Annotated in this window: 9 protein-coding genes and 2 pseudogenes; 7 read left to right on the top strand and 4 right to left on the bottom strand. The window is 50.2% G+C overall.

Going from position 1 to position 15,439, the window contains the following annotated elements; all coding sequences use genetic code 11:
* Positions 1-90 precede the first annotated feature (90 nt).
* The 4 genes from C816_RS07500 to C816_RS07485 form a co-directional block, all read right to left on the bottom strand.
* Positions 91-1,344: a dicarboxylate/amino acid:cation symporter gene (locus tag C816_RS07500; protein ID WP_016321791.1), complete on the bottom strand. Its 1,254-nt coding sequence runs from the start codon at positions 1,342-1,344 to the stop codon at positions 91-93.
* 132 nt (positions 1,345-1,476) lie between these two features.
* Entirely contained in the window at positions 1,477-2,316 is an 840-nt protein-coding gene (gene dapF, locus C816_RS07495; RefSeq protein ID WP_016321790.1) for a diaminopimelate epimerase, read from the bottom strand.
* Positions 2,317-2,994: 678 nt separating this feature from the next.
* The gene (locus C816_RS07490) at positions 2,995-6,264 is read right to left on the bottom strand and encodes a M14 family metallopeptidase (RefSeq protein WP_016321789.1); all 3,270 of its coding nucleotides are present in this window, start codon (positions 6,262-6,264) and stop codon (positions 2,995-2,997) included.
* A gap of 636 nt (positions 6,265-6,900) precedes the next feature.
* Positions 6,901-7,881, bottom strand: coding sequence for a recombinase family protein (locus tag C816_RS07485; RefSeq protein ID WP_242832175.1), 981 nt, complete (start codon positions 7,879-7,881; stop codon positions 6,901-6,903).
* Between C816_RS07485 and C816_RS24830 the strand changes: the two genes are divergently transcribed.
* From C816_RS24830 to C816_RS23550, 7 genes and pseudogenes are all read left to right on the top strand, one after another.
* Positions 7,846-8,148 carry a hypothetical protein gene (locus tag C816_RS24830; protein WP_051147064.1) on the top strand — a complete coding sequence of 101 codons (303 nt, stop codon included), beginning with the start codon at positions 7,846-7,848 and terminating at the stop codon, positions 8,146-8,148. The two genes, C816_RS07485 and C816_RS24830, sit on opposite strands and share 36 nt — an antisense overlap.
* A 219-nt stretch (positions 8,149-8,367) precedes the next feature.
* Positions 8,368-8,835: a recombinase family protein gene (locus C816_RS07480; RefSeq protein ID WP_040655096.1), complete on the top strand. Its 468-nt coding sequence runs from the start codon at positions 8,368-8,370 to the stop codon at positions 8,833-8,835.
* 11 nt (positions 8,836-8,846) lie between these two features.
* Positions 8,847-9,575: a recombinase family protein gene (locus C816_RS22575; protein ID WP_016321787.1), complete on the top strand. Its 729-nt coding sequence runs from the start codon at positions 8,847-8,849 to the stop codon at positions 9,573-9,575.
* Positions 9,576-9,785: 210 nt separating this feature from the next.
* Positions 9,786-10,319 (top strand): annotated as a pseudogene (locus C816_RS07470) (IS1595 family transposase); the annotation flags it as partial.
* Positions 10,320-10,531: 212 nt separating this feature from the next.
* Positions 10,532-10,864 (top strand): annotated as a pseudogene (locus C816_RS07465) (transposase); the annotation flags it as partial.
* Between the two features lie 73 nt (positions 10,865-10,937).
* The gene (locus C816_RS23555) at positions 10,938-12,926 is read left to right on the top strand and encodes an NACHT domain-containing protein (protein WP_016321784.1); all 1,989 of its coding nucleotides are present in this window, start codon (positions 10,938-10,940) and stop codon (positions 12,924-12,926) included.
* 150 nt (positions 12,927-13,076) lie between these two features.
* Entirely contained in the window at positions 13,077-15,422 is a 2,346-nt protein-coding gene (locus C816_RS23550; RefSeq protein WP_207636905.1) for a hypothetical protein, read from the top strand.
* The last annotated feature ends 17 nt before the right edge of the window (positions 15,423-15,439 follow it).

Raw genomic sequence — 15,439 nt, 5'->3', positions numbered from 1 at the left:
GATCTACAGCAGCTTGTCGAAAAAGTATTTTCGACAAGCTGAAAGGGCCCCTGGAGCATCTGCTCCAGGGGCCCTGTTTGCCGGAGAACGTCACTTTTTCAAAGCCTTTTGCAGCCAGTCCTTCCCGTCTACGAAGCGGGAGACGATGTAGCAGACCACATAGTCCCCGGCGGCGTTAATCATGGTGGCCGGGGGGTCCACCAGATTGCCGATGACCACCAGAATGGGGAAGGCCACTTCCATCTGGGTGGGGAAGAAGATGGAGCAGATGATGTACTCGCCGATGTAGCCGCCGCCGGGCACGCCGCTCATGCCCACGGAGCTGAGCACCGCCACCAGAATCACCGGCACCAGCATTCCCAGGGTCAGCCGCTGGCCGAATACGCCCAGGACAAAGGCGATCTTCAAAACACAGGAGAAGCAGGAGCCGTCCATGTGCATGGTGGCGCCCAGGGGCAGCACCATGTCGGCCACGTCCTTGCTGATGCCGGTGCTTGACGCTTCCTCCATATTGGTGGGGATGGTGGCGACGGAGGAGCAGGTGCCAAGGGATACCACCGCGGGTTTGGTGATGTGGCGGAACATGGTCCTGACGCCGCCCTTTCCGCCGCCGAACCAGGCGAAGAGGGGCCAGGCCGTAAAGATGTAGACGAAGCACAGGGGGTAATACACCACCATGGCCCGGGCGTAGCTCTCCGTGATCTGCGAGCCGTAGGTGGCCACCAGGTCGGCGAAGAAGCCGAAGAAGGCCACAGGGGCGTAGTAGGTGACGATCTTGACGAATTTCAGCATGACGGCCGTCAGGTCCTCCAGGAATTTCGCCACCAGGGAGTCCTTTCCGCCGCTGAGGTTCACGGAAAAGCCGAAGAGCAGGGAGAACACGATCAAAGGCAGCATGGCCCGGCGGGACAGAAGGCCCACAAAGTCGCTGGCAGTGAAGAAATTGACGACCATATCGGCAAGGGAGGCATACTCTCCCAGCTCCTCGGCGGGCAGCTCCGTCCAGGCGGTGAGCACCGGGGGATAGACCATCATCAGCAGGTACATGATGACGGCGGCGACGGCGCCTGTGACCACGAAGGTCCCCACGGTGACGCCCATGATCCGTCCCGCCCGTCTGCGGCTCTCCATGCCAGCCACAGCGCTGGAGATGGATGCGAACACCATGGGTACCACAATGCAGAACATCATGTTGATGAACACGGTACCCAGGGGCTTGAGGACGGTGGCGCCGGCGCTTGTCTCCGTTGCGGGCCAGATCCAGCCCGCAATGGCGCCCAGGACCATGGCCCCCAGCATGACGGCCAGGAACAGGTAGTTCTTCGCAATGGTCTTCTTCTCCATAATGGTTCCTCCTGATGTTTGAATTGAGGGCATAAAGGGACAGGGGCAGCTGAATGAGGGGGAGACGGCCCGTGCAGGGGGCGCGGGCCGGACCACTGATGGAGAGTGTTTCCGTGGAGAATGCGGCCGGGGTTACAAGGACAACTCCTCGTCAGTGATCTCGCCCTTGCAGACGATGTTGGTGGGGCCTGTGAGGTAGAGGTCCGTGATGCGGTCCCCGTCCCGCTCCACGTCGATGACCAGCTCGCCGCCGGGCATCTGCGCCCGGACATTGTGTCCGGAGACCCTGCCCTGGAGGGTCAGCACTGTGACCACGGACCCGGTGCCGGTGCCGCAGGCATAGGTGAAGTCCTCCACGCCCCGCTCGAAGGTGTGCTCGCAGATCTGGTCCTCCCCGATGAGCTCGTAAAAATTCACATTGGCTCCCTTGGGGAAGGCGGGGTGCCAGCGGAGCTTGCGGCCCAGCTCCCGCAGCTTGTCCCGGTCTGCCTCCCGCAGGTCCTGGAAGGGCACTACCGCGTGGGGCAGGCCTGGATTTCCCAGCTCCACATAGGCGCAGGGATACGTGACGCCGTCCACCTCCACAGGGCAGTCCAGGCGGATGGTGGTGGGGTCGTTGAGACGGACCCGGTAGCGCCGCTGGTCGATCCGCTCTCCCGTCACCAGGCCGGCGGTGGTCTCTACCCGCTGGACCTCTCCGGCAAGACCGGCCTCGCAGCCGTAACGGCAGATGCAGCGGGCGCCGTTGCCGCACATCTCCCCCATGGTTCCGTCGGAGTTGAAAAACAGCATTTTGTAGTCGCCGCCCTGGGTGGGCGCCTCCACTACCATAAAGCCGTCGGCTCCGATGGAGAGGTGCCGCTCGCAGAGCGTCCGGGCCAGCCGGGGAAACGCCTCCTCCGGAATGTGCTCCTCCAGATTGTTCAGAATGAGAAAATCGTTGCCCGCACCGTTCATTTTCCAGAATTTCATAAAAGCCTCCGTGCGCCAGCGGCGCTCAAATTAAAATGAAAACCTCGCCGGTCCGTAGCGCGGAGGCTTTCCCCTTTCTCCGCGGCCGTTTCTTCCGCGGGTCCGGTGCTTTTATGATAACTTGATTCGCCACGGGATTCCACTGATTTCCACGCAATTTATTATAACAGCACTTAGATAGCTGCAAAACCATAGAATGTGCCAAAAACATTGCAAATAGTGCTGAACATCTGGAGGGGTAAAAAGAGGCGGCCTTTAGAAAAAATCTGCAGGCATAAGCTCCAGACGAGAACGGCGGCGAAAAGCGGTCCATGGTTTTGTGTTTCAGGAACAGGTCCTCTGGCAAATGGCGTTCCATGTGGAGTGCGCAGAAGGGGCTTTTGCAGCTGCCATCAAAATTCCCGGCAAACGGGCGGCGGCCCGGTGTCCGCAATTTTGGTGAGCGCTATAAAATACCGCAGCCAGGCTGCTGCGGTGAGTTTGCATATTTGTTGAATCAAAAGCTGCCGGGCCGCCCCCTGGCGGCCCGGCACAGAGATTTCAGCTTTGTGTTGAAGTGTTTGCGAAAACTTCTTTATTCTTAATAGAGGAAAGAAATCCCGCTGTATCAATGCTTTCCCAATATAATGAGTCCCGCTTTTCGGACGTTTGCCAAAAAGCGGGACTCGTTCAGTATCGTTAGCGTACCCAGCCGCTCATGGGCGTGTCGGCGAGTACCTTGGAGTAGATGGTGTTGCTGGCGTAGGTGTAATCGTCACGCTGGAACGCGCGGTTGGTCAGGCTGTTTCCGAACAGGGTCAGGTCCAGCTTGCCGTCATTGTAGGTGATGGCCTCCACTTTGCCGGACATCTGCTCAGCATTGGGGGCGCAGCCGGCGATCATATAGTCGGTAGTGTCGCCCTCAGCGCAGCGGATGAGGATGGAGGTGTTGGGATTCTGGAGAATCTCGCCATCGAAATACACGCCGTCCACAGCATAGATGATGTTGTCGCCGTCGGCTGCGTGGTTGGCGGTCAGCAGGCTGTCAGTGGGATAGGTGATGCGGTGGAGCATATCGCCGTCGGGACGGTTGGGCTCGAAGCCCACGTCAGACAGAAGGTTCTCCTTGATGTAGTTCATGGGACCCCAGCCGATGCCCAGATAGGGCGTGCCGGCCTTTACAGCGGCCAGGACAGCGGCCTCGGTACGGGGATTGGCGGTGGGAGCCACGTTGCCCACGATAATATCCGCCTTGGCAGGATTATTGGTGACCTTGAAGTTCATTTGCTCGGTGAGGGCCAGGCGGTTGACGTTGGCGGTTTCACTGTTGTGCATGATGTCGTAACGAGTGGAGCCGTATCCGTCGGAGAACCAGTTGGCATAATAGCCGCTGGAGATCTTCGCGTTCTGGAACTCGTCCAGCAGGCCGACCAGATAAATGGTGGGCTCACGCTGCAGGCGGCGGGCATCGGGAAGGGTGCTCACGCCGGTGCCGCTGAGTGTGAACTTATTCTTCACGGACTGGAAATCGGTATAGCTGACCACAAAGTCGCCCTTATAATCGCCGGATACGACCATGCCCACAGTCTTGCGGGAACCCAGCAGGGTGTTGACCGCGTTGACGGAGTGGATGCTGTCGTTGGAGATGATGACGTAGCCGCCGGTCTCACCGGTGAAGGTAGAGGCGCGGATCACGGAGGTGACGGCCCGCAGTTTGCCGGAGAACGCGCCCTCCACGGCCACGGGGATAGCGGTAAAGCCCCACTGTTCGGGATAGTTGGTCACGGCGTCGGAGTAGAGGGAGATGAAGCCGGAGTAGGAGGCGTCCACGCCGCTGTACAGCACACAGTTGGCGTAATTGCGCTTGGCCTGGTGCATATCCACCACGAAGGAGCCGGACTTATAGGTGGTGTCGTTCACGACGACGTCGGCGGTGAGCCTGCTCACCTGAATGTCGTTGCGGATCAGGAACTCAGCCATATCATAGGCCGCACCCACGCTGCGCTGGCTGTCCGCGTCCACGGGGATGACCCAGTACTCGCAGAAGAACTTGCCGTTGTCCTCAAAGAGGGGACGCATATCGGTGACGGGGATCTGCTTGTCGTGATAGTCCACATACCAGGGAGCGATGTTCGCGGAGGCGTCGGTGTTGTTCAAACCGCGCAGGAAGAACTCCATCTGGCGCAGGTAGACCTCCTCCTTGTGCTCCATATAGTACTGGAACATACCGTAGAAGCCGCACTCAAACAGACGGGTGGAGGCCTCGTTGGCGCGGGGAGTCTCAATGGTGTAGCCGGCGGCGTTGCAGTTGAGCATCGCGTAGCTGGGGGTGTAGTTGGTGCTCAGGTCGTCCCACGTATCCCACACGCCCTCTTTACGGTCGAAGTTGTCGCGCAGAGGCACATAGTACTGGGAGAACTTGTAGTCGTAGCCCTCTCCGGCGATGGTGCCCAGAGCGGAGTTGCCATAGGCCTCGGCGCCCTCAAAGAAGTGGGGGATCAAAATATCGTATTCCAGGTTGGGCTCATGAGGCGGGGTGCAGGGCTCGATGAGGAAGTCGGTCATGTAGCCGTGCAGCTCCACGAAAGCCACCGGATTCCAGTCGTTAATCAGCTGTGTGATGGCCCGGGTCTCAGACTGGGTCTGGAAAGTGGAGTCGCGGTTGTGGTCGATGCCGTTGTAGTTCCGGCGGGAGCCGTATGTACGGCCGTCGGGGTTCTCGGCCAGGGAAACCACCAGGATCAGGTTATCCAGCAGATCGTCTACATTGTAGGAGATGTCGCCGCTGATGGCGTAGATCTCTTCGGAGCCAAGCTCGCCGTCATTGTCGGACTGCTCGCCGTTGGGTTTGATGTCCAGATGGGGCGCGCCGCAGCCGGTGATGTCGAACTGATCCAGCTGATCCGACCAGTATTTGGGCACATCGGTGCCGTCTTTCAGCCCGGTGAGCTTCCGGTAGGTGAGGGTATCCTCCGTTACCAGCTCCCACAGAAGGTTGAGCTCTGCGTCCATATTGGGGTACTCGTCGGAGTGCTGGTTGTTAATCATGAAGGGAATGCGGTAATCCTTCAGCGAACCGCTCTTGATCCGGCTGATCACGTTCTGGGGCCTGGTGGTAACGGTATCATTGAGCGCCCGGAACGCATCCACAGAGGACTTGCTGTCGGAGAGGACCACGGCGTACATGGGGAAGCCGCCCTCGGACTCGCCGTACTCAATGATCTCCACATACCGGCCGGAACGGGCCGCGGCAGCAGCTTTCAGGGCGTTGAGTTCATTGAGAACCTCGTTGTAGCGGTGATAGCTGCGGTACACCTGGACTTCCAGCTCGCAAGAGCCAACTACCTTGCTGCCGGCGGAAGCGGTGAACAGGTAGGGGCCGTTAAAGCTGTTAAATACGTTGCGGATGCCGGGGCCGCCGTAGTCGGTGAAGCCCACCTTGCCGAAGAAGGGATTGGTGGAGAATTTCAGGGTGATTACGGTATTGGTATCGCCGGCGGCCACAGAAACGGCCTCGGCGGTAGTGGCTTTTTTAGCACCGGTGCTGTCTACGAAGTAGAACCAGGGGCTGTCCTTGATGCCGTCGCCGTACTTCCCGTTCTCACTGTCCCAAATCTGCCAGTTCTCCAGCTTGTCGCCGGTATAGACATGGGGATAGATCTCGGGGTCTTGGACAAACATGTCCTTGGTACGGGTCAGAGACCAGACCAGGCTGGACGCCCAGGCCTGCGCATCGCCCTTGATCGTGTCGTTGGGGACGGTTAAGGTTGCGGTGAGGTCCTGAACGGAGTTGAGCTCCAAAACATAGTCGCTGATGGTGATGTTGTCGCCCTCAACAGGGTGGCTTCTGTCCGCGTAGCTGTCGCCTGTGACGGCGGACGCGGGCAGGACCATCAGGGATACCAGTATTCCGATGGTCAGAAGCAGAGCCAGGGCACGTTTGGGGGCAGTGCTGGAATAGTGTCTCATGTTCCTTTCCTCCTTCAAAATGTGCCAAAATAGATTCGCCAGGTCCGGAAATCCGCCCTTTTTCCACCTCCTAATGAATAAAACTTAAAACGCCGGAAACGGTTCCCGCAGCGTTCCTGACATGGTGTATTGCCGCAGCATATAGCAGCAAAAACGTATCATATATTTTTATATTTTATGGAAATAATTATGATATTAAGATAGCACAGATAAGTTGAGTTGTCAATAATGTAAAAAACCATTTTATTCTGTATGCTTTTTTTGTATGGTCTGCCAAAACGCCATATTTCATTCGAAGAGATGGGCGGCGGAAATGAGAGGAAACGCTGTGAGGAGCAGTTGACGGAATCCAGCAATTGCAGTGATTACAGCCCTTTTCCTTCTGTAGAGAAAAAAGATGAAGGCCGGTAACCGTTGCGGCGCAACGGGTTTGAAGAAATGCTGCTCGACCTGCTGGAATTGTGGCTACAACAGAAAAGCGTCCGGCAGGGTGGGAACTAATTTTGTTCCCGCCCTGCCGGACACTTTTCACAGCTTCGGTCTGATGATCCGCTCGTACAGCAGAACATATTTCTTTTGGATGACCCTGTCCATGTGGTAATGTCCGAAGAAGTGGTATTTGAACTTGCACCGCTGTCAGTTCAGTTTTTTGTCAACCTCCAGCCCCGGATAGCGGAACTTGATGCGGATGGTTTCAGCGTCCAGGATAGTGATCTGCTCCACAAACTTGCGGGTGATGGCGTCATCGTATACCGCAAATTTCGTTTCCCGCTGTTCAACAAACTCCCGCAGGCTGTTCATCCGGGCCGCTTGGCCAGCCTGCCGTTCATCCGCCTGCTGGAGCGATCCAAGCTGGTACAGAATGCTCTCCCGCTCCTCTGCGATCTCTCTGAGTCGGGTGTTCAATTCTTTGTTTTCCATATTCTCTGGCAGCGCCAGCGCCTGTTCCATCAGCGCCGCCTGTTCCGCCGTCAGAACCGCCAGCCGCTGCAGGGCAAGGGGATCGCCCCCGCCGCCCTCCTGTCCTTGCTGGACGAGGCTGGCGATATCCAAGAACTCCTCCGTGATCTCCTGCCCGGTCTGGTCGAGGCCGTTGATGGCCTCCAGGATGGCCCGGTGCAGCTTGTCCTCGTCCAGCGTGGGAGAAGTATGGCAGTATTTCGTGCCGAACTCCAGCCGGGAGACGTACCGCCAGACGATCCGCTTTTTGCCGTTTCTGGCCCAGGTGCATCGCTTGTAGGGCGTCCCACACTCCCCGCACACCAGCAGCTCGGACAGGGCGTATTTAGCGGAGTATTTACCCTGTTCAGTCTTGGCCGTTCTCTGCATCACCTTCCGTTTGCTGGACCTGCGGGCCATCTCCTCCCGTACCTGATAGAAGATCTCTTTCGGAATGATGGGCGGGTGATTGTTCTCCACATACACCATGGGGCGCTCTCCCTGGTTTTTCTTTACCGTCTTGCTGATGCAGTCGGTGGTATAGGTCTTTTGCAGCAGGGCGTCGCCAATGTATTTTTCATAGACCAGGATGTTGTGGATCACCTGATATGTCCAGCCCTGGATTCCGCAGGCGGTAGGAACATGATTCGCCTCCAGCTCCGCTTTGATCTGGCCCAGGCTGTACCCGTCCAGGTAGCGGCGGAAGATACGCTTGACTGTCTCCGCCTCCGACCGGATGATCTCCGGCTGACCGTCAGCCCCTCGCCGGTAGCCCAGCAGCTTCTAGTACTGGAAGGGGACGTTCCCCGCCTCCCGGCTCTTTTGGATGCCTCAGATCACGTTTTTGCTGATGGACTCGCTCTCCGCCTGGGCAAAGCCGCTGAACAGGGTGATCAGGAACTCGCTGGACTCTGTCAACGTATTGATATTTTCCTTTTCAAATGATAAGTTGACGAAAATCCTGTCAAAAAGTGTTGAAACAGAAAGAAAAATGAAGTTTCTATGAACGTATTATCCTACTCCCCGAAGAGAGTAATGTAGTAAAAACACACCATTCTTTATAGAACGACTTGATCATGTACATCCATGCGCAACTTCCAAGTTGTGTATTTTTATATCTCACTTATATTGATTTGATTGAAATTATTGGAGGAATATGATACCATGGATACGACAAAAAGCGAGCAAATTAAAGCTGGCCTGCAAAAAAGTTTTCATAGCGGAAAATCCGCCAAAGCATCTACAGTATGCTATGGTTACAGAATAACCACAGAAGGTGACCTAATGGTCTATCCTGCAGAAGCCATTTATGTGTTCCACATTTTTGAGCGCTTTGCTGCCGGTGACAGCCTTGGGAAGATTTCTACTTCGTTAGCACAGATGAATGTACTTTCACCTACTGGAAAGGATATCTGGAGCAAGGAAACGATTTCTAAAATTCTCAAAAATGAGAAGTATCTTGGCGATGTTGTTTTGGGCAAGACACAAATCAGAGATGGTGTGCAAGTCGAAAACGTTGATGCAGATACTAAGATAGTCATGAGAGGTCATCATCCAGCGATTATTTCAACGGATTTGTTTGAGCTTGTTCAAAGGGAGAACCGGCGCAGATGTCGCTCTCATGAAAGATAAAAAGGAAACAAATGAGCGTTGCAAGGACAATTTTACCCAAGAGCAAAATTCTACTGAAACTAAAGGTAGCGGCATATTGTCGGATCAGTACCAGAGCAGATGGACAGCAATCCAGCTTAGTTGCACAAGAACACTATTATGAAGATCATATCAAACAGAATCCAAGTTGGATTTTCGTAGGTGCATATTCCGATATAGGCAGCGGAACACGGATAAAAGGACGAAGCAGGTTTAACTCATTGCTATCTGCTTGTAAACGCGGAAAGATTGATATGATCCTCACGAAATCTGCGCATTGCTTTGCCCGTAACACAGTGGATGCATTAAAGACCATTCGGATGTTAAGAAATAGAAATATCGACATCTATTTTGAACAGGAGGACATTCATTCCCTCTATGAAAGTTCCGAGTTCATGCTGTCATTGATTTGTGCCAGAGCGCAGGAAGAGAGCTTTTCTAAAAGCGAGGACATCAAATGGGGACTGCGTAAATCTTTCAAAAATCCAGATTCCAAGTATTATCAACGAATATGTTATGGATATACCCATGATCAGCAAGGGAAACTCATTGTTCATGAAGGACAAGCAAAGGGTGTCCGCTTGATTCATGAGATGGCCGTATCGAGGGCAAGTCTTGCGAGAATATCTTTGCAACTGGAAGATATGGGTATTCCTTCTCTGAGAGGCAAGAGAACTTGGAGCAAGAAAAAAACATGGGGCAAATTGATACATACCAGATAATCGGTAACCACGAACCGATTATTGATACTGAGGAAGAAACGAAATAGCGGAAGAATTCAGATAGCTTTAAATCAAAGCAATAAGATCAATATTAGAAGTAGTTTTATTATATATGATTATCCCTTTAGTTCAGCAAGAGAAAAAGCTGGAACAAGGGAGGAAAACTGTGATAAACTGGAGCCATGAAACCCGAAAGGGAGGGGAAGGGTCATGGCGAAGGGAAAAGGATTACCCTTGGGAGCATTTCTGAAACGATTCTCAACAGAAAGTGCGTGCCTGGACTATCTGGCAGCACAGCGGTGGGAAAAGGGGTACGTCTGCCCCAAATGTGGGAGTCGGCATGGATACCGGCTGAGCAATGGCCGATATCAGTGCGCCCAATGCCGTCACCAGGTTTCCGTGACGGCAGGGACGGTCCTGCACAAGACCCATCTGCCGCTGACGAAGTGGTTTCTTGCATTCTATCTGGTGTGCCAGGATAAGCGAGGGATCTCCGCAGTCCAACTGTCCAGGCAACTGGGGATGACCTACAAGAGCGCATGGTATCTGCTCAAGCGCATCCGCGCGGCCATGGGACAGCGAGATGAAAAACATCAGCTCAAAGGTGTGATCGAGTTTGACGATGCGTACTTTGGCGGGCCTGTAAGGGGCAAAAAGCGGGGACGTGGAACGGAAAAGGCGAAGGGTTTTGTGGCATTGTCTCTGGACAGTCAAGGCAATCCATGTCATCTCAAAATGCGTGTCAGGCCTAACATGAGAGGGCAGACAAACTTGTGTAATCGATAGGATGCAACAACAACTGACAATGTCATTTTCTCCCAAAAACAGATGAAATATCGAGAAAAGGTTGCTCATATTTCATCTGTTTCTGGAGAGCACTTGTGATTAAGGGGTTATTGGGTCAGTTGTTGTTGTAAATGCTGTACACAAACTTTCACGGCCAACCCCTAACCCCCATCAAACAGGCTCCTGTCAGAAAATTTGCCCAATCCGCCTTTGCAGAAAACAGTGTGATCCGCAGCGACGGTTATCGCAGCTATATTCCGGCGCTGAAAGAGTTTTCTCATGAACACAAGACCTACTATCCCGATTCTGGCCTGCTCCATTGGCTCCACATCATTGTCAGCAATGCCAAGGCGTTCATTTCGGGCACCTATCACGGCCTGCCGAAAGACAATCTACAGTCCTACCTGGACGAATTTTGTTTCCGTTTCTCCCGTCGTTCCTTTGGTCCTCTACTTCTTGACCGCCTTGTCCTCGCTATTGCTGGCTCTGTCAGGCTGAGCTAAAGGGATAATCATATATTATATTTTACAATAACACCGAATTTCTGTATTTCTGTATGAAGTGAGGTTACATCCTATGAGTCTTGAACGTGGTGGGCGTGGCGATAAAAGCGGAAACCGGTATGAAGATCGCTTTTTTGCCCAACTGGTATTGGAACTTCTTTTAGAGCGCCTTGTTTCTATAGAAGTAGAGCCTTTAGGTCGTGAGGGGGTTGGTGTTGAATATATTGCTACAGCACCAGACGGAGAACGAAGATATTATCAATGTAAAGGCTCGAATGGAATACAATTATCTTGGCGTCCCTGCGATTTAGATAATCATACCGTGTTCCAGAATGCGAAAGCACACATTTTAAGTGGTAAAAAGCATGCTTATTATTTTATTTCGCCAATACCATATGATGAACTTGACTCTTTATGTAACCGTGCTAGAACCTGCAATGGATCGGAAACAACATTCAGAGAACAAGTGACAAATTCGTCATTGCGCAAATGGCAAAAACATTGCGCAGAGAAGTTCCAGGAAACTGGAACACAATTAGTATACTTACTCTCTCACTGCTATTTTGAGTTAGAGCCAATAGGCGAAGAACATCGCCGGAGACTAGAGAGTTTAATCTCAATTATATTTGTAGAAAATGATTCTTGTTCTGCGTCGGCAATTCGCGTCTTATTGGAACGTTTTGCTAATGATCAATCATATTGGGGAAAGCCAATCTGTGAATCAAATATTGTCAATTGGTTAGAAAGTCAAGGGGTTCACCGACGGATTATGAGACAGGACCCTAGTTGTTTACACCGTATACTTGAGCTAAATCGTACATATGTAGAGCGTTTTCAGTCTATTGGTTCAATGCTGATTCATCGGATAGAAACGGATAAAGTATTAGAGCAAATTCGTAGTGGAAAGTCTGTCATTCTTCAGGGTAGTGCTGGAGCTGGGAAAAGCGGATGTATTCAAGAAGTTATCCAGGTATTGAAGGATAGTGAGATTCCATTTTTAGTGCTTTCCCTAGATAAAGACCAACCAGAGCGATCCCCCGATCAATATGGCCGTTTGCTGGATCTGCCAGACTCTCCAGTTGCAGCTTTGTATCGAATAGCAGGAGGGCAACGCTGTGTCTTGATTTTTGATCAACTGGATGCTTTGCGTTGGACGAACAGCCGTACTTCCACTATGTTGGATGTTTGCAAGGCAATGATTCGGCAAGTTCAAGAATTCAATCATCATGAAGGCGGACAAATCAGCTGTATTTTTGCAGTACGTACATTTGATTATGAAACTGACCCTGGCTTGCGGAATTTATTGAATCCGTCTAGAGATGACAAAACACAACAACTCCGATGGGAAACTATTACAATAGGACTATTGTCCAAGGCGAACGTTCAAAGTGTTACTGGAGATTCTTATCCGAAACTCTCCGTAAGGCTACAAACACTGCTTCAAACGCCATCAAATCTGTATATTTGGACCCAAATCAAAAGTGAAGTTAAAAATACAGTCACCACTTTATTCCAATTGATGGATGAATGGTGGCAACAGACTCTGACTGACTGCGAAAGCAAGGGGGTGGCTATCAACGCAACTACACAATGTTACAACCAACTGATTACCAGTATGCGAAGCAGAGAATCCCTTTTTGTACCACTATTGCAGATAACGGATCGGACAGCAATTGATGCGTTGGTTTCTTGTGGCGTATTGAAAAAAGTAGAGGGAAAGGTTTTCTTCTGTCACCAAAGCTTCTTGGACTATTTTTTGGCGGTGGATAATCTAAATCGGCTTTGCTCAGGGGAACAAATCACTGCATTTTTAGGAAGTATAGATAAGCAGACACCAGATGTACGCTACCAACTGCTGATGTTGCTGCAATACTTATCAAAAGTTGACCACAAAATGTTTTTGAGGGCATGTCAGGATCTTTTAGAGTCTCCAGATGTCCGTTACTACTTTCGTTGTTGTGCCTTTGAGGTTTTAGGACAGTCCGATTATCCAAACAGGAACGATTGGGAATTGCTGTCTGCCTATTATCAAAATCCGGAATGGCATTCCCAGATCGTGTGAGCGGTGTTTTGGGGCCATCCTGCATTTATACGCTTATTATTTGAATCGGCTCCTAATTACCCTTGGCACAAAACGGAAGGAAACAGGCTTTTGCGCTCTATTGTTCAGGAAGATCCAGAACTAGTGTGGACAATTCTTCAAAAACCTGAGATGGATGTTCTTCAACCTAATGAACTGTACGAAATTGTAGGCCAGTGCACGAGTCAGTCCTCCAATGTGTTTTCTATGCGGATTAATTTACTTTTGAATAACATTGGCCTTTTACAAGACGATTTTGCTTTATACGATTTAATTGCTCATGGGTGTGTCCAAGCAATCCCTGTCATAAAAGTCTGGATTTTATCCGGTCCTGATTATCGAAAAAATGTGCATTTTCTTGATGAAACAATCTCAAAATCTTATGTTGAACAAAACTGTGAGCAGATTGTCACAGAGCTGTTGCCTGCCGTACTAGAAGTAGCAGAGACAGAATCCAAGTCCCGTTATATGAGCGATTGGTCTTCGAAAGGTGCTCTTGTAACTGCTGAACGGCAAATCGTTCAATTTATACAGTTTGCCCTCAATCAATTGGCCGAAAAAGAACCAAAGCATTTTTTTCAATGTGTTTCTCTGTGGACACATATTGAATCTCCAATCAAACAGGAATTATTTCTCCATGCAATGGAGTACCTTCCACTTGATTCTTCCGATGAAGTATTGCAATGGTTATTATCTGATTTTGATAGAAATGCCTTTGAAGAAACTGGTATAGAGAAAAATCAGCTTTCCTGTTCCCAACGGATTATTCAGCGATTCTCTCCTTATTGTAGTGAAACCACATTTATTAAATTGGAACAAACTCTAATGCATTGGAGTCCCCCTGTAGAGGAAATGCGTGCTACATATCAATATCGAATGAGATGTCACAAAGCGGAAGGTGGAGGGAATTACTATAACTCGTTTTGGGGAGATTTACAGAGTATTCTTCTTTCTGCACTTTTCCCTGATAGAACAGCAAAAACAACTAAGGAACTAATTGAGGTCCTAAAACGAAAGTTTCCTGAGTCGTCTCATAAATTTGATATTTTTCGTATCGGGATGGCACATTATGTTTCTTCTCCAATTGAAGGACATCTTGACAGAATCAGTGACAAAAGCTGGTTAAGGATAATTTCCAATATGAGCGAATATCCGCCAGAGAGGAATGGAGAACGCCGGAATTCTGGAATTGAATCCACACCTCCTATGTTTGCCCGAAGCCTATCTACTGCAGCAAAAAAAGAGCCAGTCCGATTTGCTGCACTTTCTTTAAGCTTTCCTCAGAATGTATCTGAGGAATTTGTAGATGCTGTGGTGAATGCATTGGATTCGTCGGAAGTTCCTTTGCCCCTGACCTGCAAAGTCTTGAGACGTTTTTGTCAGAAGCCATCTGCACAACTGGACATCTCTTTTTCACATGTATTATCAAAACGAGCTACTGAGGATTGGCCAACTGATATCTTACAAAAACTCATTGAAATAGTAGATTGTTACAAAGATTCTGAGCCAGAATTTTATTCGTTTGATCTTCATAAAAAAAGTGACAAATTAAGCTGTGAAGATTTACTGCAAGGTTCAATAAATTGTGTTCGTGGATGTGCTTTCGAAGCGATAGGAGAACTTTTATGGAATCAAACAAACCTTGCTTTTCAGTTTGAAAAAGTCGTTAAAAGAGCAGTCGAAGATGAAAATCCTGCCATATTATTTGCGGTTATGGATTGTGCAGTACCTTGGTATAACATTGATAAAGCCTTCTCAAAGATTTTATTTGATCAGTTGTTGGAGAGAGACTTGCGAACGCTGGGAGCTAGACAAGCTTTTGATCTTTTATACCGTTTTTATGAAATTGACTCCAAATTCTATACCTCCAAATTAAAAAACGCATGTCAATCCTCCATAAATGATTTAAAAAAACGCGCTGCTGAAATGATTGCGGTTATGATTGTTACAAATCACTGGACAGTGGAAAACCTCATGGAACTACCGCTAAACGATCAGCAGGCAGACGCAATCTGCCGGCAAGCTGTAATCTATTTTAACAATGATGATAGCCATGCGTGTTGTAAGCGGCTTTTACTACACCTTGCAGATTGCAGCACAAAACTGCCGTCTCTTAGTCTGTTATTTATCAATGAACGCATACAAGTGCAACGTGATAAAAATTTTCTGATGAAACTGCTTAAAAAATCGACAAAGAACCGATTGGAAGTGGATATTTTACACTATTTAAAAGAGAATGATATTAATTCCATAGATTGTGCAGATGTACTTTTGGCGGTCTGTAAGTCGTTCCTTGACTCTCCAGAAAACAATTTTGGATATCATATGGAGGATATAATTTCCTGTGTAGCTCGCTTATTTCATGCTGGTAAGGAGAATCCAAGTATCTTAAGAACCTGTTTGGATATTTGGGATGCCATATATCACAGAAGCCCCTTGTCAGTACAGCCATTGTCCGATTTACTGGAGCAAGGCTAATGAATAACAGCAACTTG

The sequence above is a fragment of the Oscillibacter sp. 1-3 genome (genome assembly GCF_000403435.2).
In the GTDB taxonomy this organism is placed as follows: Bacteria; Bacillota; Clostridia; order Oscillospirales; family Oscillospiraceae; genus Oscillibacter.
The sequence above is the reverse complement of the archived record's forward strand: the minus strand, read 5'-3'. Positions and strand labels throughout refer to the sequence as shown.